Genomic DNA, 22709 nt, shown 5'->3' on the forward strand with positions numbered 1-22709 from the left:
GCATCTGTCCACGGCAGAGCTTCAAAACCATCGCATGACGCGACTGCCAGCCGAGGACCCCGGAGCCATCCGAAGCGCAGCCCCAGTGGGGCGAGCATCGGAATGGCGCAGGGCAGCCTCGGCGGCTAAAGAACGCTGACATCCGCAAGCTCGAAGCCCTGCCCCCCTCACCCTTTACTCGGTCTCGCCCAGATAAGCGGCGCGCACCTTCGGGTCGTGCAGCATCTGGCCGGCCGCGCCGGACAGGATGATCTCGCCGGACTCCATCACGTAGCCGCGATGGCTGTTCTCCAGCGCCAGGCGCGCGTTCTGCTCGATCAGCAGAATCGTGACGCCTTCGCTGGCGATGGTGCGCACCACCTCGAAGACCTTCTCCACCATCAGCGGCGCCAGGCCCATCGAGGGCTCGTCCAGCAGCAGCAACCTGGGGCGCGCGATCATCGCGCGGCCCATCGCCACCATCTGCTGCTCGCCGCCGGACAGCGTGCCGGCCGCCTGCTTGCGGCGTTCGGCCAGCCGCGGGAACAGGGTAAAGACCCGGTCCGTGTCCTGGCGGATCTGCGCGGCGTCGCGGCGCACGTAGGCGCCCATCGCGAGGTTTTCCTCGATGGTGAGCTGGCCGAAGATGCCCCGGCCTTCCGGCACCATGACCAGGCCGCGGCGCACCAGGTCGTGCGATTTCTGGCCGCCGATGGACAGGCCGGCGTAGACCACTTCGCCGCCGGCCAGCGGCACCAGGCCGCAGATGGCGCGCAAGGTGGTGCTCTTGCCCGCGCCGTTGGCGCCGATCAGGCACACCATCTCGCCTTCGTCCACGCGCAGGTCGATGCCGCGCACGGCGCGGATGCCGCCATAGGCGACCTGCAGGCCGCGCAATTCCAGTAAGGGTTGGGATGCCGCCGTCATGCCGGGCGCTCCTGATGAATCAGAGGATCCTGGGCGGCGCCCGCGCCCAGGTAGGCTTCGATGACCTTGGGATCGCGCTGCACCTGGGCGGGCTTGCCCATCGCCAGCACCTTGCCGTATTCCAGCACCAGCACGCGGTCGCACAATCCCATGACCAGCTTCATGTCGTGTTCGATGAGCAGCACGGTGATGCCGTCGGCGCGGATCTTCTCGATCAGCTTGCGCAGCACCACGGTTTCCGAGGCGTTCATGCCCGCCGCCGGCTCGTCCAGCGCGAGCAGCTTGGGATCCGTGGCCAGGGCCCGCGCGATCTCCAGGCGCCGCTGGTCGCCGTAGGGCAGCGACCGCGCGACGTCGTTGGCGCGGTGGCCGATGCCCACGTATTCCAGCAGCTCCTGCGCCCGCGCTTCGGTGGCCGCCTCTTCGGCGCGCGTGCCGCGCGTGCGCAGCACCGCCCCGAACACGCCCGAGCGGGTGCGCATGTGGCGGCCGATCATGACGTTCTCGATGGCGCTCAGGTTGGCGAACAGCCGAATGTTCTGGAAGGTGCGCGCCAGGCCGGCATAGGCGACCTCGTGCGGCTTCTTGCCCGACATGGACACGCCGTCGAAGGTGCAGGAGCCCTCCTCCGGGATGTACAGGCCGGTCAGCACGTTGAACAGCGTGGTCTTGCCCGCGCCGTTGGGTCCGATGAGGCCGTAGATCTCGCCCTGCTCGATGTCGAAGCTCACTTCGGACAAGGCCTGCAGGCCGCCGAAACGCTTGCCCAGCCCCTGGGCTTGCAGCAGTTTGCTCATGCCGCGCCTCCCTGGGCCTTGGTGGCGAGTTCGCGCTTGCGCACGGCCGACGGCCACAGGCCGGCGGGACGGAACAGCATCACGCACACCATCGCCAGGCCGAAGAGCAGCATGCGTATGCCTTCGGGATCCAGCACCACGGCGCCGAACAGCATGTGCTGGACGGGCTCGACCACCGCGCGCAGGAACTCGGGCAGCGCCGCGAGGATGAGCGCGCCCAGGATCACGCCCGGGATGTGCCCCATGCCGCCCAGCACCACCATGCACAGGATGGAGATGGATTCCATGAGCGAGAAGCTCTCGGGGCTGACGAAGCCCTGCATCGAGGCGAACAGCGCGCCCGCCACGCCGCCGAAAGACGCGCCCATGGCGAAGGCCAGCAGCTTGATGTTGCGGGTGTTGATGCCCATGGCCTTGGCCGCGATCTCGTCTTCGCGGATGGCTTCCCAGGCGCGGCCGATGCGCGAATTCTGCAACCGCACGCACACCACTACGATGATCAGGGTCAGGGCCAGCAGCAGGTAGTAGTACTTCTCGGGCCCCGTCACGCGGAAGCCCAGCAGGCTTTCGGTGCGGCCGAAGGCGAACTCGCCCACCTTGAAGGTGTCGATGCGGTTGATGCCCTGCGGCCCGTTGGTGATGTTCACCGGCGCGTTCAGGTTGTTCAGGAAGATGCGGATGATCTCGCCGAAGCCCAGGGTCACGATGGCGAGGTAGTCCCCTCGCAACTTGAGCGTGGGCGCGCCCAGCAGCACGCCGAACAGGCACGCCACCGCCAGCGCGATCGGGAGGATCGCCCAGAACGGCAGGTGCAGGCCGAAATGCGGCGACGCCAGCAGCGCCCAGGTGTAGGCGCCCACGGCGTAGAACGCGATGTAGCCCAGGTCCAGCAGCCCGGCGAAGCCCACCACGATGTTCAGGCCCAGCGACAGCATCACGTACAGCAAGGCGAAGTTCAGGATGCGCACCCAGCTCTGGCCCGCCATGCCGATCACGAACGGCAGGACCGCGAGCACGATGCCGATCAGCGCGATGCCGATCAGGTTGCGGGTGGAGAACCCGCTGCTTTTCAGGTTTCCGCTCATGCCCGGTCTCCCACGCGCTCGCCCAGCAGGCCGGACGGACGGAAGATCAGCACCAGCACCAGCACGAAGAACGCGAACACGTCCTGGTAGTGGCTGCCAAGGAAGCCGCCCGTCAGGTCGCCGATATAGCCCGCGCCCAGCGATTCGATGATGCCCAGCAGCAGGCCGCCGGCCATCGCGCCGACCAGGTTGCCGATGCCGCCCAGCACCGCGGCGGTGAACGCCTTCAGGCCGAGCATGAAGCCCATGGTGTATTGCGACACGCCGTAATAGGTGGCGACCATCATCCCCGCGACGGCGGCCAGCGCCGAGCCGATCAGGAACGCCGCCGAGATGACGGTGTTGATGTTCACGCCCATCAGGCCGGCCACTTCGCGGTTCTGCGCGGTGGCGCGCATGGCCGTGCCCAGGCGGGTTTTGTGCACCACCGCCAGCAGCCCGCCCATGATGAGCGCGGCGATCACCACGATGGCGACCTGCAGCGTGCTCATGCGCGCGCCGGCGATCTCGAACACCTGCGGCGACAGCACCTGCGGGAAATTGAGGTAGTTGCGGCCCCAGGCCATCATTGCCACGTTCTGCAGGATGATGGAGACGCCGATGGCCGTGATCAGCGCGGCCAGGCGGGGCGCGCGGCGCAGCGGCCGGTAGGCCACGCGCTCGGCGGTCCAGCCCACCGCCATGCATAGCGGCACCGAGACCAGCAGGCCGACGCCCAGGACCACGAAGGCCGACGTGCCGGGATCGCCGCCGACCAGCGAAATGGCGACCGTGGTGGCCGCCATCGCGCCGATCATCACGACGTCGCCGTGCGCGAAGTTGATCAGCCCGATGATGCCGTACACCATGGTGTAGCCGAGGGCGACCAGGGCGTACACGCTGCCTAGCGTGACGCCGTTAATCAGTTGTTGAATGAAGATATCCATAGGGGCCGCGGAATAAGCCTGGAAAAATCGCGCGTCGGGCGCGGCGGCGGCCCTGGGGCCTGCCTCGCCGCTGCGCATGGCGCGCGCCGGACGGCGCGCGCGCAATATCGCGGACGGGCGCGGCCTGGCCGCCGCCCGCCCGGGTCAGCCGCCGTCAGTTGGCCTGGCTGACCATCGTTTCAACCATCTCCCACTTGCCGTTCTTGACTTCGTAGATGGTGACCGAGATTTCCTTCAGATCGCCGTTGGCGTCGTAGGAGATGTGCTCGCTGGTCGCGCCCTTGCGGTTCAGCTTGGCCAGGGCCGGCAGGTACTTCTCGGGCTTGGCCGAGCCGGCCTGCTCGATGGCGGTGATCATGTTCCATGCGCCGTCGTAGGCATACGGAGCATAGACGCCGGGGGCCTTCTTGAAGCGCGCCTGGTAGCGCTGCTCGAAGTCCTTGCCCGCGGCCATCTTGTCCAGCGGCACGCCGGCCAGCGAGGCGTAGGTGCCGTCGGCGGCGTCGCCGGCCAGCTTGATGAAGGTGTCGCTGCGGGTCATTTCGCCCGAGACCAGCGGCGCCTTCAGGCCCAGCGTCGCCAGCTGGCGCTTCATGGGACCGGATTGCGCGTCCAGGCCGCCGTAGAAGATGGCGTCGGGCGCGGCGCCCTTGATGTTGGTCAGAATGGCGGTGAAGTCGTTCGCCTTGTCGGTCGTGTACTCGCGGCGCACGACCTGGCCCCCGGCGGCCTTGACGGCCTTCTCGACCTCGTCGGCCAGGCCCTGGCCGTAGGCGGTGCGGTCGTCGATGATGGCGACCTTCTTGGCCTTGAGCTTCTCGACCATGAACTTGCCGACCGCGGCGCCCTGCTGGGTGTCGCTGGTCATCATGCGGAACGTGGTCTCGTAGCCTTGCTTGGTGTATTCGGGCGAGGTGGCCATCGCGATCTGCGGCAGGCCGGCTTCGTGGTAGACGCGCGACGCGGGGATCGTGGTGCCCGAATTGAAGTGGCCCAGGATGCCGACGACGTCCTGGTCGACCAATTGCTGCGCGACCTGCACGCCGACGCGGGGATCGGCCTGGTCGTCGCGGGATACCAGCACGAAGGTGGCGGGCTTGCCGTCGACCTTGATGCCCTTCTTGTTGGCTTCTTCCAGGGCCAGGTTCAGGCCGTTCTGCATATCTTCGCCGTAGTGCGACTGCGGGCCGGTGAGCGGCGCGGCGAAGCCGAACTTGACGTCTGCGGCCTGCGCGGCGGCGGCCAGGCCGGTGGCGGCGAGGCTGGCGGCGACAAGCTTCAAAGTGGTGCGGAACTTCATGGGTATCCTCCGGGGTGTCGGACTTAAGACCTTGTTATACCTGAGCTTTTAGCCAGGCTTCTGGTTTTTTACTACCGCAAGCCCCGATGGTGGCGGGGTCTTGCACATGCATGTTCTGCAAAATCCGGATGCCGGGTTGCGACATCCGGATTTGAGGTGCGACCGGATTTTCCTTCCAGTGCAACCTTGCCCGATATTGGAGATAACCCTTGGATCCCGGCAGGTCAGCCCCGACGCCCCTCAACCGATGGTCATGAGGCTGGCGTTGCCGCCCGCGGCCGCGGTATTGACGCTGATGGAGCGCTCGGTCAACAGGCGCTCCGGCACGTAGCCGGCGCCGGCCGCGATGGCGTCCGGCGTCAGGCCGTGCACCGACAGGATGGCGCCCGGGCGCCGGGCGATGCGCTGGTTCAGCGCCTGGAGCGCGTCGCCATCGCCTTCGAACAGCACGGCCTGGTAGTCGGCCTGGTCGACTTCCTCGTCGTCCAGGATGCCGGCCTGCCCGCCCTGCTCCGCGTCCAGCGTGGCCAGCAGCGCCCGCGCCGCCGGCGTGTCGGCGAACCAGGCATGGTTGCCCGTCTGCCTGGCGACCGACCACTGCGCCCGCGCGCCGGCCTCGGTGGCCGCCACGCAATACACGGCGCCGCGCGGCTCGACCAGGTAGGTGTTGGTCTCGCCCGTGGGACCCGGCAGCGCGATGCGCTGCGGCAGCGGCGCCGACGCGTCCAGCGCGGGCGGCAGCCCGGCCGGACGGGTGCCCAGCAGGCGGTACATGTAGAGCGGGCCGCCGGCCTTGGGGCCGGTGCCGGAGAGGCATTCGCCGCCGAAGGGCTGCACGCCCACCACGGCGCCGACGATGTTGCGGTTGACGTAGACGTTGCCCGCGTGGATCTGGCCGGTGACGTGGGCGATGGTTTCGTCGATGCGGGTATGCACGCCGAAGGTGAGGCCGTAGCCGGTGCCGTTGACGGCTTCCAGCAAGGCGTCCAGCTCGTCGCGCTTGTAGCGCACCACGTGCAGCACGGGGCCGAAGACTTCGCGCGTCAGTTCGCCGACGTCGTCGATCTCGATGATGGTGGGCGGCACGAAGGTGCCGTGGCGGCATTCGCCGTTCAGTTCCGCCTGGTCGACGCGATGGCCGGCCGTGCGCATGGCTTCGATGTGGCGCTGGATGCCGTTGCGGGCTTCCGTGTCGATCACGGGGCCCACGTCCACCGAGAGGCGGTCGGGGTTGCCCACGCTCAGTTCGCGCATCGCGCCGCGCAGCATGGTCAGCACGTGGTCGGCGCTGTCTTCCTGCACGCACAGCACGCGCAGGGCCGAGCAGCGCTGGCCGGCGGAATCGAAGGCCGAGGTCAGCACGTCGAACACCACCTGCTCGGCAAGCGCGGAGGAATCGACCACCATGGCGTTCTGGCCGCCGGTTTCCGCGATCAGCGGAATGGTGTGGCCGGCGTCGTCCAGACGGTCGGCCAGCGTGCGCGAGATGATGCGCGCGACGTCGGTGGAACCGGTGAACATCACGCCGCGCACGCCGGGGCTGGACACGAGCTGGGCGCCCACGGTTTCGCCGCGGCCCGGCAGCAGCTGCACGGCGCCGGCCGGCACGCCGGCCGCGCGCAGGATGGCCACGGCTTGCGCCGCGATCAGCGGGGTCTGCTCGGCGGGCTTGGCCAGCACGGTGTTGCCGGCGGCCAGCGCGGCCGCGACCTGGCCGGTGAAGATGGCCAGCGGGAAGTTCCAGGGGCTGATGCACAGCACGGTGCCCAGCGGGCGGTGCGTGTCGTTGCTGAATTCCGTTTCCGCCTGGTCCGCGTAATAGCGCAGGAAGTCCACGGCTTCGCGCACTTCGGCGATGGCGTTGGGCAGGGACTTGCCGGCCTCGCGCACGATCAGGCCCAGCAGGGTCTGCATCTGCTCTTCCAGCAGTTGCGCCGCGCGGCGCAGGCACTGGGCGCGCTCGGCAACCGGCGTGGACTGCCAGATGGGCGAGGCGTTGGCGGCTTCGCGCAAGGCGGCCTCGGCCTCTTCCGGCGTCGCTTCGATGACGTGGCCGACCACGTCGCGCAGGTTGGCGGGGTTGCGGACTTCGATGGCGCGGGCGGCATCCCAGGCCGCTTCGCCTTCACCCAGCATGGGGCCGGCGCGCCACGGCATGCCGGCGCTGGCCAGCAGGGCCGCGGACAGCGAGCCCAGGCGGTGTTCATTGCTCAGGTCCAGGCCCGCCGAGTTGGCGCGGGCGCCCTCTTGCGGATCGCCATAGAGTTCGCGCGGAAGCGGGATCTTTTCGTGCGGCGCGCCCAGCGGCGCGATGCGCGAGGCGGCCTCGACGGGATCGGCCACCAGTTGCTCGACGGGAATGCTCTCGTCGCCGATCAGGTTCACGAAGGAGGTGTTGGCGCCGTTTTCCAGCAGGCGGCGCACCAGGTAGGCCAGCAGCGTTTCATGCGTGCCCACCGGCGCGTAGATGCGGCAGGGGCGGTTCAGCTTGCCCTGCGCCAGCGGCCCGACCACTTCGTCGTACAGCGGCTCGCCCATGCCGTGCAGGCACTGGAACTCGTACTGGCCGGGATAGTAGTTCTGGCCGGCCAGTTGATAGATGGCGGACAGGGTGTAGGCATTGTGCGTGGCGAACTGCGGATAGACCGCCTCGGGCGCGCCCAGCAGCTTGCGGGCGCAGGCCAGGTAGGCCACGTCGGTGTAGACCTTGCGCGTGTAGACCGGATAGCCTTCCAGGCCGTCGACCTGGGCGCGCTTGATTTCGCTGTCCCAGTAGGCGCCCTTCACCAGGCGCACCATCACGCGGTGGCGGCTGCGGCGGGCCAGGTCGATCACGTAGTCGATCACGAAGGGCGCGCGCTTCTGGTAGGCCTGGATGACGAAGCCGATGCCGTTCCAGCCGTCCAGCTCGGGCTCGAAGCACAGCGCTTCCAGCAGGTCGAGCGAGATTTCCAGGCGGTCCGCTTCCTCGGCGTCGATGTTCAGGCCGATGTCGTAGCTGCGGGCCAGCGCCGTCAGGGCCTTCACGCGCGGCAGCAGCTCCGCCATGACGCGCTCGCGCTGGGCGCGAGAATAGCGCGGGTGCAGCGCCGAGAGCTTGATGGAGATGCCCGGGCCTTCATAGATGCCGCGGCCGGCCGCGGCCTTGCCGATGGCGTGGATGGCCTGTTCGTACGAGGCGTAGTAGCGGTCGGCGTCCTCGGCCGTGGTCGCGGCCTCGCCGAGCATGTCGTAGGAATAGCGGAAGCCGCGCGATTCCATCTTGCGGTTGTTGGCCAGCGCCTCGGAGATGGTCTGGCCGGACACGAATTGCTCGCCCATCATGCGCATGGCCATGTTCACGCCCTTGCGCACCAGCGGCTCGCCGCCCTTGCCGATCAGGCGGGTCAGCGCCTTCGACAACGACTGTTCGCTACTGACGGCCACCAGCTTGCCGGTGATCATCAGGCCCCAGGTCGCGGCATTGACGAACAGCGATTGCGAACCGCCCATGTGCGACTTCCAGTCGCCGCGGGCGACCTTGTCGCGGATCAGCGCGTCGCGCGTGGCGCGGTCGGGAATGCGCAGCAGCGCCTCGGCCAGGCACATCAGCGCCACGCCTTCCTGGCTGGAGAGCGAGAATTCCTGGATCAGCCCTTCGACGCCGCCGCCGCTGCGCTTGCCGCGCAGCTTCTTCACCAGGTCGCTGGCCATCGCGTGGATCTTTTCCAGGTTCGGCATGCGGGCCTGGCCCAGCAGCAGCGGCACGCATTCCGGCTCAGGGCGGCGGTAGGCCGCCGTGATGGCCGCGCGCAGCACGGACTGGGGCTGCACGTCCTGGCCGAATTCGTAGAACGGCGGCGTGGGCGCGGAATGCCCGTCGCCCGCGTCGTCCTCGCCGCCCCCTTCCGACCCCAGGTGCGACATCTCGGCGGGCAGATGGCCGCGCTCGATCTTGTCCAGGTAGGCAAGAATCGCCTGCTTGTGCAGCCAGTGCGGCGTGCAATTGAGCTTTTGCGCGGCGGCCTTGAGCCGGTCGCGGAGCGCGTCGTCGACTTTGACGCCTAGGGTCGTGCTGGCCATAAGAGATTGCTTCCTGTCGCATGGCAGAGGTAGCGCTGGGCGCACGGGCGACAAAACCCGAAACCCAGCTGGGGCAGGACCGTATGCTAGACAGGTTGCAACCGCGTTTGTATTGCGGTTAACCCTAGGTTAACCGATTGAGATCAGGCGGGTTTTGCGGAAGGCGGATATCAGTCCTTGAGGGCGGAGCATCCCAGCATCTGGACCCCTGCCGACCCCGCGGGCGCCTGGCCCCGGATGGCCGAGGCCATGGTGCCGGCCAGCGCGGCCACCGCCCGCTGCTGCGCGGCGATCAGCGCGGGCACGCCCTCTTCCGCCACCGTTTCCGTGACGACGCTGCGGCACAGCAGGCCGGCGCCCTTCGTATTGACCGGCCGCACGCGCCAGGTGGCGTCCAGCTGGGCCATGCTGCCCGAGACCAGCTCGAAGCGCTGCACGTCGGTCTGGACGCGCCAGACCGCGGCGCCGGGCCCCGGCTTGACCATCTGCACGTCCAGCGCGCCCAGTTCGCGCTTGAGCGCATCCGACAGCGCGCCGCGCAGCTCGTCGCCCAGGGGCGAGCTCCAGCGCTCGGAATAGAGGGCCGAGAGGCTGCCGTCCCCGGTGCGCACCATGAGCTGGGGCTGGTCGGCCTGAGTGGTGATGCTGACCGGCTGCACGTCGATCAGGTAGGCGGCGCCGGCCGCGCCGGCGCCCGCGGCCGGCGCGGCCGGCCCCTGGAGCGTGTAGTAATGCACGGGCGCCGACGCGCCGCAGCCCGCCAGCGCGGCCGATACGGCCGCCAGGGCCAGGACCGCCCGCAGGCGGGAAGCCCGCGTCCGCCCGGGCTGCGACGGAGTGGACGGAGAGGATGGGCACACGCGGCCAAGGAGGCGTCTATTCATGGGTTTCAGTTCCTGACAGGACCGGCGCCGGGGATCGGGTCCGGGCCGCGGCCGCGCAACAAGGCCTCGGGGTTGGCTTGCAGGAAATCGGCCAGGGCGCGCAGCGAGCGGGCCGCCCGGCCCAGCTCCTGCATCGCCCGTTCCGTGTTGACGGGCAGCGAGGCGTCGGACGCCAGCAGCGCGTTGATCTGCGCCATGGAATCCCTGGCCTGCTTCAGCATCTTCTGCGCTTCCGGCGCCACCTGCTTGTCGAGGCGGCCCATCAGCTTGGAGGTGCTGGCCAGCGTGGCGCGCAGGTCTTCGCCGATCTTGTCGAACGGGATCTTCTCGACCTTGGCGATGATGTTGCTGACCTGCTGCTGCAGCTGGTCGAGGTTGCCCGGCACGGTCGGGATGATCGCGGGATCGGACATCTTGAACTCGACCGGCTTGGCGTTCGGGAAGATGTCCAGCGCCACGTAGAGCTGGCCGGTCAGCAGGTTGGCGGTGCGCAGCTGGGCGCGCAGGCCGTGCTTGATCATGCCGCCCAGCAGGCGGCCGCCCGCCACGTCGCCGTCCTGGACGGCGCGGTCGCGCACTTCGTCGAAGACGCGGCCGAGGCGCTCCGGATAGAGCGTGGCGTCCACCAGCGAGTAGAAGCGCTTGGACACCGGGTCGAAGTCCAGGTTGATCTGGGTGACGTTGCCCAGCGTGATGCCGCTGAAATCGATCGGCGCGCCCACGGCGAGCCCGCGGATGGACTGGTCGTAGCGCATGCGGATCGGGAAGGCCTCGCCGTCCGGGTTCGCCTTGGCCGCAGTCTCGGTCGGGTAGAGATCGAACTGGGCGTCCGCGGCCGCAGGCGTGCCGGCATCGCGCGCGGTCAGCACCGGCTCGAACGCCACCCCGCCGACCGCCATGGACACCAGCGATTGCGTGCGCACCTTCAACCCATCCGCATTGACGCTGAAGTCCACCCCGCTGGCATTCCAGAAGCGCGTGCCGTTGGTGACGAACTTGTCGTTGGGCGCATCCACGAACACCTCGACGTTCACGGCCTTGCCGGTCTGGTCCAGCGCATAGCCGATCACGCGGCCGACGTTGATGCGGCGGAAATACACCGGCGAACCGATGTCCAGCGAGCCCAGGTCCGACGCCTTCAGCTTGAAGCGCTTGCCGGCGCGATCATGCGTCACGGCGGGCGGGACTTCCAGGCCTTCGAAGCTCAGTTTGGTGGCCTTGTTGCCGTTCTTGCCTTCGACCGCGTCCACGCCGATATAGGCGCCCGAAAGCAAGGTGCCCAGTCCGGATACGCCGCTCACGTCCAGGCGCGGGCGCACCACCCAGAAGTTGGTGCCTTCGCGCGCCAGGTCGGAGACTTCCTTGGCCAGCTCCGCCTGCACCACCACCTTGGTGCGATCGGAATTGAAGCCGATGGACTTCACCGTGCCGATGGTGACGTCCTTGTAGCGCAGCTGGGTCTTGCCGACTTCCAGCCCCTCGGCGGTATTGAACGAAATGGAGATGTCGGGCCCGGCCTGCATCCAGGTCCGCACGACCAGGGACAAGCCCATGAGGGCCGCCACGATGGGCACCAGCCAGATCCATGAGATCCGGCTCTTCTGCTTGCGCGAGATCGTGGGTGAAGCGAACTTTTCCTCACCGGATCCGGGTGCTTGCTCGGACATCTACTCTTCCTTTTTGGTGGGCGAAAACCGCGGCCTAGCCCATTTCCTGACCGGCGCCGGGCGCCGGCTGGCGCCGGCCTTCCACCGGCGCTGATTCTATTTCACTTTGTCCTTCGAGGTCCCAGCTGCGGCGCAGGTCGAAGCTCATGGCCGACAGCATCGTGAGGATCACGACCACGCCGAATGCCGCCGCGCCCGCCCCCGCGCTGATTTCCATCAAGCCCTGGAAATCCGCCAGCGCCGCAAGCAATATAACGACAAAAACGTCCAGCATCGACCATTGGCCGATGAACTCGACCATTTGATACAGGCGGGTGCGCGGACGCAGGTTGGTCGTGCTGCGCCATTGCTCGGTAAGGAGCAGCAGGATGAGCGCGAGCAGCTTGGTGAGCGGAACCGCCACGCTGGCGATGAAGACGATCAGCGCGATGTCCCAGGACCCCATTTCCCACAGTTCGACCACGCCGCCCAGGATGGTGTGGGCGCTGTCGCCCAGCACGGAGCTGACCTTCATCACCGGCAGCACGTTGGCGGGAATGTAGAACACCACGGCGGCCAGCAGCAGCGCCCAGGTGCGCGCCAGGTGATCGGGCTTGCGGTAGTGGACCAGCGCGTCGCAGCGCACGCAATGGTGCTCGGCCTCTTCGTCGGCCTCGCGCGGCAAGGCCTGCACCTGGCCGCAGACGTGGCAGCCGGTCAGGATTTCGGCCGGCCCGGCCTGAGGCACGTGCACCGGCGCCACGCCCACGGTTTCGGCATAGCGCCACAGCACGTGCGGCGACAGCCGGCCCAGCATGGTGAGAAGCACGGTGAGGACGCCGAAGGCGCCCAGCCCGATCCCGGGCGAGACCGCGGCCATGCCGGCCAGCTTGACCACCGCCACCAGCACGCCCAGCAGGAACACGGGGATCATGCACCAGGGCCGCAGGAAGCCCAGGAGCCGCATGGCCTGGCGAAAGCCCACGGGCTCCTGCCCTCGGGACAAGGGGCCCAGCACCCACAGCAGCACGGTGAGCTGCAGCATCGGCAGCGCGAATCCGGCCAGGCCGGTCATGATGGCCACCACCCAATGCCCTTGGCGCCAGGTGATGGAAATGGCGTCCAGCAGGGAGGCCTGCTGCGTCATGCCCTGCACGGACATCGAGGCGACAGGATAGGCGTTCGCCACCCCGAAGACGATCAGGGCGGCGATGGCGAGCGCCAGCCAATTGGACAAAGTCAGCCCGCTGTAGCGCCAGAGGATGGCACCGCAGCGGGCGCAATTGGCGGTCTCGCCAGGTTTCAGCTGATGCCGGCGATAGATGCTTGCGCAGTGTTCGCACTCGATCAGCGGCTGGCGGTCCGCGGTCATAAGGGAGGCAGGCCCTTATCTAGTCGACCAATTCGACTTCCTGTTTGTCGGGCGCATCCGAGGACGGCGGCTTGCCGCTGTCGTCGAAGCTCAGCGTCACCTTGCCTTCGTCGTCCAGGTCCACCGTGACGGTGCCGCCCTCGACCAGCTTGCCGAACAGCAGCTCGTCGGCGAGCGCGCGCCGGATCGTGTCCTGGATGAGACGCTGCATGGGACGCGCGCCCATGAGCGGATCGAACCCCTCCTTGGCGAGATGCTCGCGCAGGCGCGTGGTGAAGACGGCTTCCACGCGACGCTCGTGCAGTTGATCTTCGAGCTGCATGAGGAACTTGTCCACCACGCGCAGGATGATTTCGCGGTCCAGGGGCGCGAACGGGATGATCGCGTCCAGGCGGTTGCGGAACTCGGGCGTGAACATGCGGCGGATTTCCGCCATTTCGTCGCCCACGACGCGGGAATTCGCGAAGCCGATGGACGGACGGTTCAGCGTTTCGGCGCCCGCGTTCGTCGTCATGATGAGGATGACGTTGCGGAAGTCCGCCTTGCGGCCGTTGTTGTCGGTCAGCGTGCCGTGGTCCATGACCTGCAGCAGGATGTTGAACACATCCGGGTGCGCCTTTTCGATTTCATCCAGCAGCAGCACGCAATGCGGCTGCTTGGTGATGGCTTCGGTGAGCAGGCCGCCCTGGTCGAACCCGACGTAGCCCGGAGGCGCGCCGATCAGGCGCGACACGGCGTGGCGCTCCATGTATTCGGACATGTCGAAGCGCAGCAGTTCCACGCCCAACGTGAACGCGAGCTGGCGGGCCACCTCGGTCTTGCCCACGCCGGTGGGGCCGGAGAACAGGAAGGCGCCAATCGGCTTTTCCGGCTTGCCCAGGCCCGAGCGCGCCATCTTGATGGCGGCGGACAGGGCCTCGATGGCGTTGTCCTGGCCGAAGACCACGGTTTTGAGGTCCCGGTCGAGCGTGGCGAGCTTGCTGCGGTCGTCGTTGGAGACGGACTGCGGCGGGATGCGCGCGATCTTGGACACGATGTTTTCGATGTCCACCTTGCCGATCACCTTCTTCTGGCGCGAGCGCGGCAGCAGGCGCTGCGCGGCGCCGGCCTCGTCGATCACGTCGATGGCCTTGTCGGGCAGGTGGCGGTCGTTGATGAAGCGCGCGGACAGTTCAGCCGCCGCCGACAGCGCGGCCGCCGAGTAGCGCACGCTGTGGTGCTCTTCGAAGCGGCTCTTCAGGCCGCGCAGGATCTGCACGGTCTGTTCGACGCTGGGCTCGGGCACGTCGATCTTCTGGAACCGGCGCGACAGCGCGTGGTCTTTCTCGAAGACGCCGCGGTATTCCGTATACGTGGTTGCGCCGATGCACTTGAGCTGCCCGGAAGACAGGGCCGGCTTCAGGAGGTTGGAGGCGTCCAGCGTGCCGCCGGAGGCCGAACCGGCCCCGATCAGCGTGTGGATCTCGTCGATGAACAGGATGGCGTCGGGGTTGCCGCGGATCTGCTTGAGCACGCCCTTGAGGCGCTGCTCGAAATCGCCGCGGTACTTGGTGCCGGCCAGCAACGCGCCCATGTCCAGCGAAAAGACCTGGGCGGCCTGCAGGACTTCGGGCACCTCGCCGCGCGTGATGCGCCAGGCCAGGCCTTCGGCGATGGCGGTCTTGCCCACGCCGGCCTCGCCGACCAGCAGCGGGTTGTTCTTGCGGCGGCGGCACAATACCTGGATCACGCGCTCGACTTCGTGCTCGCGCCCGATCAGGGGATCGATGCGCCCGGCCAGCGCGGCCGCGTTCAGGTCGGTCGCGTATTGGTCGAGCGGCGACTGGCGCGATTCGCCCTGCTCTTCACCATTGGTCTGCTGCTCTTTCTGCACGGCGGCGGACTCCACCTGTGGCTGTTTGGTAATGCCATGCGAGAGGAAGTTGACGACATCGAGCCGCGTGACGCCCTGCTGCTGCAGGTAGTACACGGCGTGCGAATCCTTTTCGCCGAAAATGGCCACGAGCACATTCGCGCCGGTGACCGGCTTCTTGCCGGTGCCGCCCGCGGAAACGTGCATGATCGCGCGCTGGATCACGCGCTGGAATCCCAGCGTGGGCTGGGTGTCGACTTCGGCGCCGCTGGGAATGACGGGCGTGTTTTCCGAGACGAACTGGCGCAGGTTGCGGCGCAGATCATCCAGGTTGGCAGCGCAGGCGCGCAGTACCTCGACAGCCGAAGCGTTGTCGAGCAACGACAACAGCAGGTGCTCGACGGTAATAAATTCGTGCCGGGCCGAACGGGCCTCGACGAAAGCCATATGCAGGCTGACTTCAAGCTCTTGAGAAATCACGCTTCCTCCGTAACGCATCGAAGCGGTCAAATACACGATTCATATTCTATGCCGATCATGGCGTAACGCCAGCGATTTCAAAAACCACGCTGTCGTGGCGGCCATGCGCATCCATGACAGTAAGCGTATACCGGCCGTCCAGCGCCAGCACTACCTTGAAAGGATGACCCGAGGCGCCATGGCTGACCACGCGTCCATCGAGCATCCACCATACCTCGCCCTCGGCTCCTTGCACATCCACATCCACCGCCACCTGGCGCCCGCCGGGCACGGGCCGAAGCACCGAACCCGCGGCCACGCCCTGCAGGCGCAATGGCCCCTGCGTGGCATCGGCATAGCCCGCGAACGACGGCGGCGCGGTTTCGTTCAGGATCCACGCCGCGCGCTGCTCGGGACACACCCCGGACGGCACGCTGCCCAGCTTGTAGCCCAGCGGCCAGCACGTCACGGCCGCCTGCACCGTTTCGGGCCTGACGCGGACCTGCTGGGCGCCTTCCGGCAATGCCGCCACGATATCCTGCAACAGCGGCGCCGCCACGTTGGCCCCGAAAAAACCCGGATTGGGCGTGCCGTCGGGACGGCCCACCCAGACGCCCATCGTCCATCTGTCGGTCACTCCGACCGCCCAGGCGTCGCGGAAGCCGAAACTCGTCCCGGTTTTCCAGGCCAGCCGGCGGGCCGGGCTGCCCGACTGATAGAACGGCCGGTCGGGATGGCCGCCGCCCTCCAGGATATCGCGGACGATCCAGGCCGCCCCAGGGCTCATCATACGGGACTCGACCAGCGGCTGCTCCGCCCGCAGGCGGGGCCGCCCGGAAACGCCGTCGCGGGCCAAGGCCCGGTAGGCGCCCACCAGTTCTTCCAATGTGGTGCCACCCCCGCCCAAAATCAAGCTCAGATTCGGCTCCGCGCCGGCGGGCAATCGTAACCGCACCCCGCCGGCCAGCATGACGGCCGCGAACCGGCTGGGCCCGACGCGGTCCAGGAGATCCACGGCGGGCACGTTGAGAGAGCGCTGCAAGGCCTGCGCCACGCTGATAGGACCGGCGAATGCCGCCTGAAAGTTCCCCGGCGCGTAACCGCCGAAGGACATGGGCGCGTCCATCAGCAGGCTTTCGGAGTGGATCAGGCCCTCGTCCAGCGCCTGCGCGTACAGGAAGGGCTTGAGCGTGGAGCCGGGCGAACGCACCCCGCGCACCATGTCCACGTGGGCATAGCGGGTATCGTCGGAAAAGTCCGCGGAGCCGGCATAGGCCTTGACCTCCAGCGTGTCGTTGTCCATGACCAGCACGGCCATCGAGACCTTGGGCGGCAGGCTGTCCACGCGATCCAGCAGCATGCGCTCCACCGAGGCCTGCATGTCGGCGTCCAGGGTGGATTCGACCAGGGCCGGGCGCTCGCCGGGGCGCCGGGCGCCCGCTCGCCGCGCGCCGGCTTCCTGCAGGAGCCGCTGCGCGGCCAGCGGGGCCAGCCAGCGCGCCCGCAGCGGCGGGGCCACCACGCGCTCGATCTTGGCGTCGTCCACCTCGGCCTGCGTCCAGCGGCCCAGCTCCACCATGCGGTCCAGCACCTTGTCGCGGGCGACCTGCGCCGCCTCGGGGTGGCGGTCGGGCCGCAGCCGCGACGGCGCCTGCGGCAAGGCGGTCAGCATGGCGGCCTCGGCCGGGCTCAGGTCGCGGGCGGGCTTGCCCAGCCACAGGCGCGAGCCCATTTCGACGCCCTCGACGATGCCGCCCATGGGCGCGTGGGTCAGGTACAGGGAAAGGATCTCGTCCTTGCTGTAGTGCATTTCCAGCTGGACGGCGCGCCAGGCCTGGCGCAGTTTGGCCGACATGGTGCGCGACGGCTTGCCGGCCAGTTGCGGATCGATCAGGCGCGCCACCTGCATGGTCAGCGTAGACCCGCCCGACACGATGCGGCGGTTGGTGGCCCACTGCCACCCTGCCCGCGCCAGCGCCACCGGATTCACCCCGGGGTGCCAATAGAACCAGCGATCCTCGTAGGTCAGCAGCGTTTCCAGGTAGCGCTCGGACACCTGGTCGGGTTTGACCGGATAGCGCCAGATGCCGTCGCGGCTGGGATAGTTGCGCAGCGGCGTGCCGTCGGCGGCCACGACCACGGCCGCGCCGCCCGAGTCCACGGGCGGGAGCGGATACAGGCGGTCCAGCGCGAATAACGACGCGGCCAGCGCGAACAACGCGCTGGCCGCGAAGATGCCCCGCCGCCGCCAGCGGCGGGCGCGCCGGGCGCCCTCCGCCGGGGTGACGCCGGCGTTCAAGGACGCTTGGCGCCGCGGTCGCGGATTTCCACCGTGCTCCATTGCTCGCCCACGCCCCGGATTTCCGGCCGGTACATATCCTCGGCCACCGTCGACGGCACCGCGTAGCGGCCCGGCGTGACGACGCGCACCAGGTAGAACACGTCCACCTTGCCGCGCCCCAGCGCCACGGCGGCCACGTAGCGGTCGTCGCGGAACTCGCGGTGCTTGATGTTGGGATCCGCCATGGCGTCGGCCACGCGGCGCCCGCCGATCGTCCAGTCCTGCATTTCCGGACTTTGCGACAGGTTCAGGTTCTCGACCTCGAACCCGGCCGGCACGCGGTCGACCAGCAGCCCGTCGGGGATGTTCTGGTTGGCGCTGGCCTGCACCCACACCACCAGCATGTCGCCGGTCTGCAGGGAACCGCCATCCCACGGGCGGCCATCGGGGCGGTACCAGCCGCGCTTGAGCTGGATGATGTCGTTGCGCGGCGCGGGGGCCGTGGTGGGGCTGCCCTGGATGTCGTATTCGACGAACAGGGACTGGCTGCCGGTGTTGACCAGCTGCGTGCCGGCCAGCTCGGCCGCCGACAGCGACACGGTCTGGTCGCTCTTGCCGCCCGCGAGCGGCTTGCGCGTGCCGTTGACCGTCAGCGCGGCTTCCCACGGCGTGGCCTTGTCGCCGCCCATCGCGCGGGCCGCCAGCAGCAACGCCATCTGCTCCTGCGTCGACAGGTACGAGCGGTTGCCCAGCCGGCTTGCCAGTTGCGTCATCAGGCTTTCGATGCGCTCGTTACGCAGCTCGTAGCGCTGGGCCAGCGCATAGGCCAGCGCGTAGTCGCGCACGCCGCTGCCGTAGTCGCCCAGCCACTCGTCGTAGTAGCCGTTGGTGCGGCGCTGGCTGATGCCGTATTCGCGCGCCACGGCCAGGTCGAGCGCGGACTTCATGCGCCCTTCGTCGCCCATCAGCTTGAAGGCGGCCGCCAGCTGGATCAGCGGCAGCGGCGAGCGCGCGCGCTCCTGGTAGTTGTCGAACAGCTGGCGCACCGTGGACAACGGCGCCTTGTTGTCGCGCGCCAGCGCCAGCACCGCGGTGGCCAGGCCGGCGAAGCGGCGGTGGTCTTCCCGCAGGATGTTGGCGTCGCCGGAGTCGAAGCGGCCGGACTCCAGGTTGCGCTTGAGGTTGGGCGACCAGGTGCCGAACCCGCCAGTGCTCTGCTGCACCTGCTCCAGCAGCCACTGACGCGAACGGTCCAGCGTGGCCTCGGGCACTTCGAAGCCCTGGTCGCGGGCGTCCTGCAGGAAGCCGACCGCGTAGGCCGTCAGCCACACGTCGCGCGACGAGGAGCTGCTCCACAGGTTGTAGGAGCCCACCGCGTTGCGCATGCCGGCCATGCGGCCGATCGCGCCGGCCACCTTGGCCGCGCGTTCAGCCTGGGTGCGCGGCTTCAGGCCGAACTGCTTGGCCGCGTCTTCGTCGATCAGCACCCACGGCAGGGTCGCGCTGATGGTCTGCTCGGTGCATCCGTAGGGATAGTTGAGCAGGCCTTCGACCAGGCGGTTGACGTTGAACGGCGGGCGGTTCGACACGGTCAGGCTGACCGTGGTGGAGTCCGGGTAATAGGACGCCACCCACGAGGCCTGCGGCGTATTCGTTTCGCCCGGATTCAGGCGCAGGCGGCGCACCTGGCGCTCGGCCGCGTGGGCGGGCTGCACCTGCAGCACGGATTCGCGCACGATGTGCACGGGCTTGCCGCCGCCCTGCCCGTCGACGGTCAGGCGCATCAGGCCCAGGCCGTACGAGCCGGTGGTGGTGGCGTTGAAGCGCAAGGTCGCGCGCTGCTTGTCCTTCAGCGTCACGGTCTTGACGCCGTCGACGATGGCCAGCGGATCGAGCGCTTCCAGCTTCACGGTCACCTTCTGCTCGGCGCCGCTCAGGTTGGTCACGTCGAGCGCGATGGCGGCCTGGTCTCCCGGCGTGATGAAGCGCGGGGTATTCAGCTCGGCCACGATGGGCGCGGCCACCACCATTTCGGTGTCGGCGCTGCCGTAATTGTCGGGCGTGAAGGCCACCGCCATCAGGCGCAGGGTGCCATTGAAGTCGGGCAGGTCCAGCGGAATGTCGGCTTCGCCCTGGGCGTTCAGCTTCACCGGGCCGGAGAACAGGTCGACGAGCTTGACCTTCTTCGGCAGGCTCTTGCTGTCGCCGCGCATGGCGGCGTCGCCGCCCCACTTCAGCTTGCCCTTGGTGCCGTCCATTTTCTCGATCAGCTTGCCGTACATGTCCAGCAGTTCGGGCGCGTAGCGGTGCTTGCCGAAGAAATAGTCCAGCGGATCGGGCGTCTTGTACTGGTTGATGTTCAGGATGCCCACGTCCACGGCGGACAGGGTCACGGTGGCCTGCTTGCCCTGGGCGCCGTCGACCTTGACGCGCACGGTGGCCTTGGTTTCGGGCACCGCCTTGACGGGGGCCGTGAGCGTCACGTCGAGCTTGCGGTCGGCGCTGGCGATGGGCAGGAACGTCAGGCCCAGCGCGCGCGCCGGAGTGACGCGGTCGCCCTCGCTGCCGGGGCGGAACACCGCCGCGGCGATATACAGATCATGGCGCTTCCAGGTCTTGTCGACCGGAATCTCGACCTGGGTGCCAGTGGCCTTCACCGCCACCCAGGTGGACCACAGCATGCGGTCGCCCTCGACGGTGATGAGGGCCTGGCCGTCGTGCGGCGGGGTCAGGGTCAGCTTGACGGTCTCGCCCGGCTTGGCCGGCACGCCTTCCAGTTTCATCTGGACGCGGTCGGGGCGGTTGCCCATGGCGTCGGCGTCCTGCGCGTTCCAGCCGGCGTAGAAGCGGTAGCGCATCGTTTCGCCGGTTTCGGGATCGGCGATCTCCAGGCGGTAGCGGCCCCACTTCACGGGCAGCGTCAGCTGGGCGCGGTCATTGAGCGCGATCTCGCGCGAATCCACCAATTCATCGGTTTCGGTGTAGCCGCTGTTCCAGCCGCGCTGGTCGTCGAAGCGCCAGTAATACTGGCGTTCCTCGCGGAACAGGCGCACTTGCGCCTGCGCCAGCGGCTCGACCTTGCCCTGCGCGTTCGCGCGGATCACTTCAAAAGCGGCGGGCGTGCCTTCCCGGGCGACGTCGCTGTCGAATTGCGGGCGCACGCCGATCAGCTTGTCGGCCGGCCAGACGCTGCGCTCGATGGAACGCACCACCGGGCGGCCGCCGGATTCCAGCAGGCTGGCCGACACCCGGATCTTCATGGGCGAATGCGTGCCGTCGCTGCTGGACGGAACTTCCAGCTGCGCGCGGCCCTTGTCGTCCAGCGCCGCTTCGGGGAGCTCGCCGAACATGCGGCGCGAGTCGTCGGCCACGTCGCCGAAGATGAACCCCGGCCACTGCTGGGCCAGCGCGTAGCGGTCGCGCTTGACCTGGAAGGTGGACAGCAGGCGATTGCCGGCCGCGGGCGCGCCGTACAGGTAATCGCCCTGCACGTCGACGGTCAGGTCCTCGCCCGCGGACAGCACGTCCTGGTCGGAGGTCAGGGCCATCTTCATGCGCTCGGGCAGGAATTCCTCGACCTGGAACTTCCAGGAGGCGTCCGGCATGCGCGAGGCGGGGTCCACCCGCAGCTCCAGCATCCAGGTGCCGGTCTGCGCGTCCAGCGGCAGGTCGATGCTGCGCTCGATATAGCCGGGCAGGTCCTTGGCGGGGTGCCACAGCGTGGTCAGCACGGTGCGGCCGTCGGGCCGCTTGAGCGTGGCGGTCAGGGGCGACGGGGCCAGCATGCGGCCGTCCAGGTCGCGCGGCAGCACCGACACATTGAAGGTCTCGCCGGGGCGATAGAGGTTGCGGCCGGCGTAGACGAACAGGTTGTTGGGGCGCGCGGTATGGCCGCCCGTGTCGAATTCGGAGAGGTCCAGGGCCGGTTCGCCCAGGGCCAGGACCGTCATTTCCTTGTCGCGCGAGGCGCGGATGACGCGCGCATTGGCGAAGCTGCCGTCGAAGCGGACGTGGCCCTGGCCGTCGGCGGCCGCCTTGGCCAGCGACTTGCCGGCGCCGTCCACCAGTTCGAACACGGCGCCCGGGATCGCGGTGCCGCTCTTCAGCGACACCGAATAGGCTTCGATGCGGTCGGCGTAGCGGCGCGCATGCAGGCCGATGTCGCTGACGTAGAAATACGTGACCTGGTATTCATAGCGGAAGCGGCCGGGCTGGCTCATCACGGCGACGTAGATGCCGGGCTCCTGCAGTTCCTTGATGCCTTCGACCGGCAGGAAGGTGACGTGGCGCCGGTTGGGCTTGTCGTCGGTGACGAAACGGCCCTGGTAGACGCTGGTCGTCAGCGAATTCAGGCGGTCCAGGTCCCAGTTGCTGACCGAGCCCTTCAGGCTGCGGTTGTCGGAATAGCGCCACTCGTCTTCATAGTCGCTGCCTTGGTCTTCTTCATCGCGGGACGCGGCGCTGCGGCCGATGCCGAGCACGGTGTCGAACAGTTCGGGCACGCGCTCGGGCGTCACGCGCAGGAATTGCACGTCCACCTCGGGGGTGTTCACGGTGGCCACGGGCAGCCCGCCGTTCTGGCCGGCCGGCAGCACCACGCCGCGGCTGGCGAAATAGAACGACGGCGGCATGGCCTGGGTCTTGACCTCGCAATGCGCGACCTGGGCCAGCTTGCCCGAGGCGCCGGCGCCGGGCAGCCCGGCGCGCATCGTGACGGCGTAGGAGCGCTGCGGCTGCACGTAGGGGAAATAGACGATCCGCGGGTTGTCGCCGACCACCCAGTTGCCCTTGACGATCTTGCCCTTGGGCGCGGAATCGCCCGGGCGGACCGACGCGGGCTGATCGCCGGCGTTGGCGGCGGATTCGGAATCCTGGTCGGACGCGCCGGACGTGGAGCCCGTGTCCGTTACCTGCAGGAAACCGTCGAGTTCGGCCTTGGCGTCCACCGGCTGGGTGAAGGTCACGGCCAGCGCCAGCGCATCGTTGTACTGGCGCGGCTGGCAGGTCAGCGCCGCGAAAGGATCGGCCGCCCCCACCACCGCGGTGGCGGGCAAGGCCGGCGCGGCGGCATTGCCGCCCGGGGCGGCGGCGCCCGCCGGGCTGGCCGGCTGGGTTGCGGCGGGCGGGGCCGCGGGCGCC

The 22709-nt window shown here is 68.4% G+C and carries 12 protein-coding genes; all 12 read right to left on the reverse strand.

What is annotated here, in order from left to right:
• Positions 1-174: 174 nt before the first annotated feature.
• Positions 175-906, reverse strand: a complete 732-nt coding sequence (locus ADE01S_RS29765; RefSeq protein ID WP_062685373.1) for an ABC transporter ATP-binding protein — start codon at positions 904-906, stop codon at positions 175-177.
• Positions 903-1703, reverse strand: a complete 801-nt coding sequence (locus tag ADE01S_RS29770) for an ABC transporter ATP-binding protein (protein WP_062685374.1) — start codon at positions 1701-1703, stop codon at positions 903-905. The genes ADE01S_RS29765 and ADE01S_RS29770 overlap by 4 nt, the downstream gene beginning before the upstream one ends.
• Entirely contained in the window at positions 1700-2788 is a 1089-nt protein-coding gene (locus tag ADE01S_RS29775; protein ID WP_062685375.1) for an ABC transporter permease subunit, read from the reverse strand. Before ADE01S_RS29775 ends, ADE01S_RS29770 begins: the two co-directional genes overlap by 4 nt.
• Positions 2785-3792, reverse strand: coding sequence for a branched-chain amino acid ABC transporter permease (locus ADE01S_RS29780; protein ID WP_373281427.1), 1008 nt, complete (start codon positions 3790-3792; stop codon positions 2785-2787). Before ADE01S_RS29780 ends, ADE01S_RS29775 begins: the two co-directional genes overlap by 4 nt.
• Positions 3793-3868: 76 nt before the next feature.
• Positions 3869-5014: a branched-chain amino acid ABC transporter substrate-binding protein gene (locus tag ADE01S_RS29785; RefSeq protein ID WP_062685377.1), complete on the reverse strand. Its 1146-nt coding sequence runs from the start codon at positions 5012-5014 to the stop codon at positions 3869-3871.
• A 240-nt stretch (positions 5015-5254) separates the two neighbouring features.
• Positions 5255-9076, reverse strand: coding sequence for a trifunctional transcriptional regulator/proline dehydrogenase/L-glutamate gamma-semialdehyde dehydrogenase (gene putA / locus ADE01S_RS29790; RefSeq protein ID WP_062685378.1), 3822 nt, complete (start codon positions 9074-9076; stop codon positions 5255-5257).
• Between the two features lie 170 nt (positions 9077-9246).
• The gene (locus tag ADE01S_RS29795; protein ID WP_062685383.1) at positions 9247-9879 is read right to left on the reverse strand and encodes a PqiC family protein; all 633 of its coding nucleotides are present in this window, start codon (positions 9877-9879) and stop codon (positions 9247-9249) included.
• Between the two features lie 86 nt (positions 9880-9965).
• Positions 9966-11627, reverse strand: coding sequence for a PqiB family protein (locus tag ADE01S_RS29800; protein ID WP_062685379.1), 1662 nt, complete (start codon positions 11625-11627; stop codon positions 9966-9968).
• A gap of 34 nt (positions 11628-11661) precedes the next feature.
• Positions 11662-12978 carry a paraquat-inducible protein A gene (locus ADE01S_RS29805; RefSeq protein ID WP_062685380.1) on the reverse strand — a complete coding sequence of 439 codons (1317 nt, stop codon included), beginning with the start codon at positions 12976-12978 and terminating at the stop codon, positions 11662-11664.
• Between the two features lie 19 nt (positions 12979-12997).
• The gene (clpA, locus tag ADE01S_RS29810; RefSeq protein WP_062685384.1) at positions 12998-15310 is read right to left on the reverse strand and encodes an ATP-dependent Clp protease ATP-binding subunit ClpA; all 2313 of its coding nucleotides are present in this window, start codon (positions 15308-15310) and stop codon (positions 12998-13000) included.
• Between the two features lie 55 nt (positions 15311-15365).
• Positions 15366-17630 carry a penicillin-binding protein 1C gene (pbpC, locus tag ADE01S_RS29815; protein ID WP_370511526.1) on the reverse strand — a complete coding sequence of 755 codons (2265 nt, stop codon included), beginning with the start codon at positions 17628-17630 and terminating at the stop codon, positions 15366-15368.
• Positions 17585-22709, reverse strand: a 5125-nt coding sequence (locus ADE01S_RS29820) for an alpha-2-macroglobulin family protein (protein WP_062685382.1), incomplete at its 5' end; no start/stop codon positions are given. The genes ADE01S_RS29820 and pbpC, both read right to left, overlap by 46 nt.

This window comes from Achromobacter denitrificans NBRC 15125, assembly GCF_001571365.1.
GTDB classification, from domain to species: domain Bacteria; phylum Pseudomonadota; class Gammaproteobacteria; order Burkholderiales; family Burkholderiaceae_B; genus Achromobacter; species Achromobacter denitrificans.

Bases quoted from the DNA above. Each gene is read 5' to 3' on its own strand.
- ADE01S_RS29765 (WP_062685373.1), bottom strand. From the start codon at position 906: ATGACGGCGGCATCCCAACCCTTACTGGAATTGCGCGGCCTGCAGGTC.
- ADE01S_RS29770 (WP_062685374.1), bottom strand. From the start codon at position 1,703: ATGAGCAAACTGCTGCAAGCCCAGGGGCTGGGCAAGCGTTTCGGCGGC.
- ADE01S_RS29775 (WP_062685375.1), bottom strand. From the start codon at position 2,788: ATGAGCGGAAACCTGAAAAGCAGCGGGTTCTCCACCCGCAACCTGATC.
- ADE01S_RS29780 (WP_373281427.1), bottom strand. From the start codon at position 3,792: ATGCGCAGCGGCGAGGCAGGCCCCAGGGCCGCCGCCGCGCCCGACGCG.
- ADE01S_RS29785 (WP_062685377.1), bottom strand. From the start codon at position 5,014: ATGAAGTTCCGCACCACTTTGAAGCTTGTCGCCGCCAGCCTCGCCGCC.
- putA (WP_062685378.1), bottom strand. From the start codon at position 9,076: ATGGCCAGCACGACCCTAGGCGTCAAAGTCGACGACGCGCTCCGCGAC.
- ADE01S_RS29800 (WP_062685379.1), bottom strand. From the start codon at position 11,627: ATGTCCGAGCAAGCACCCGGATCCGGTGAGGAAAAGTTCGCTTCACCC.
- ADE01S_RS29805 (WP_062685380.1), bottom strand. From the start codon at position 12,978: ATGACCGCGGACCGCCAGCCGCTGATCGAGTGCGAACACTGCGCAAGC.
- pbpC (WP_370511526.1), bottom strand. From the start codon at position 17,630: ATGGAGCACGGTGGAAATCCGCGACCGCGGCGCCAAGCGTCCTTGAAC.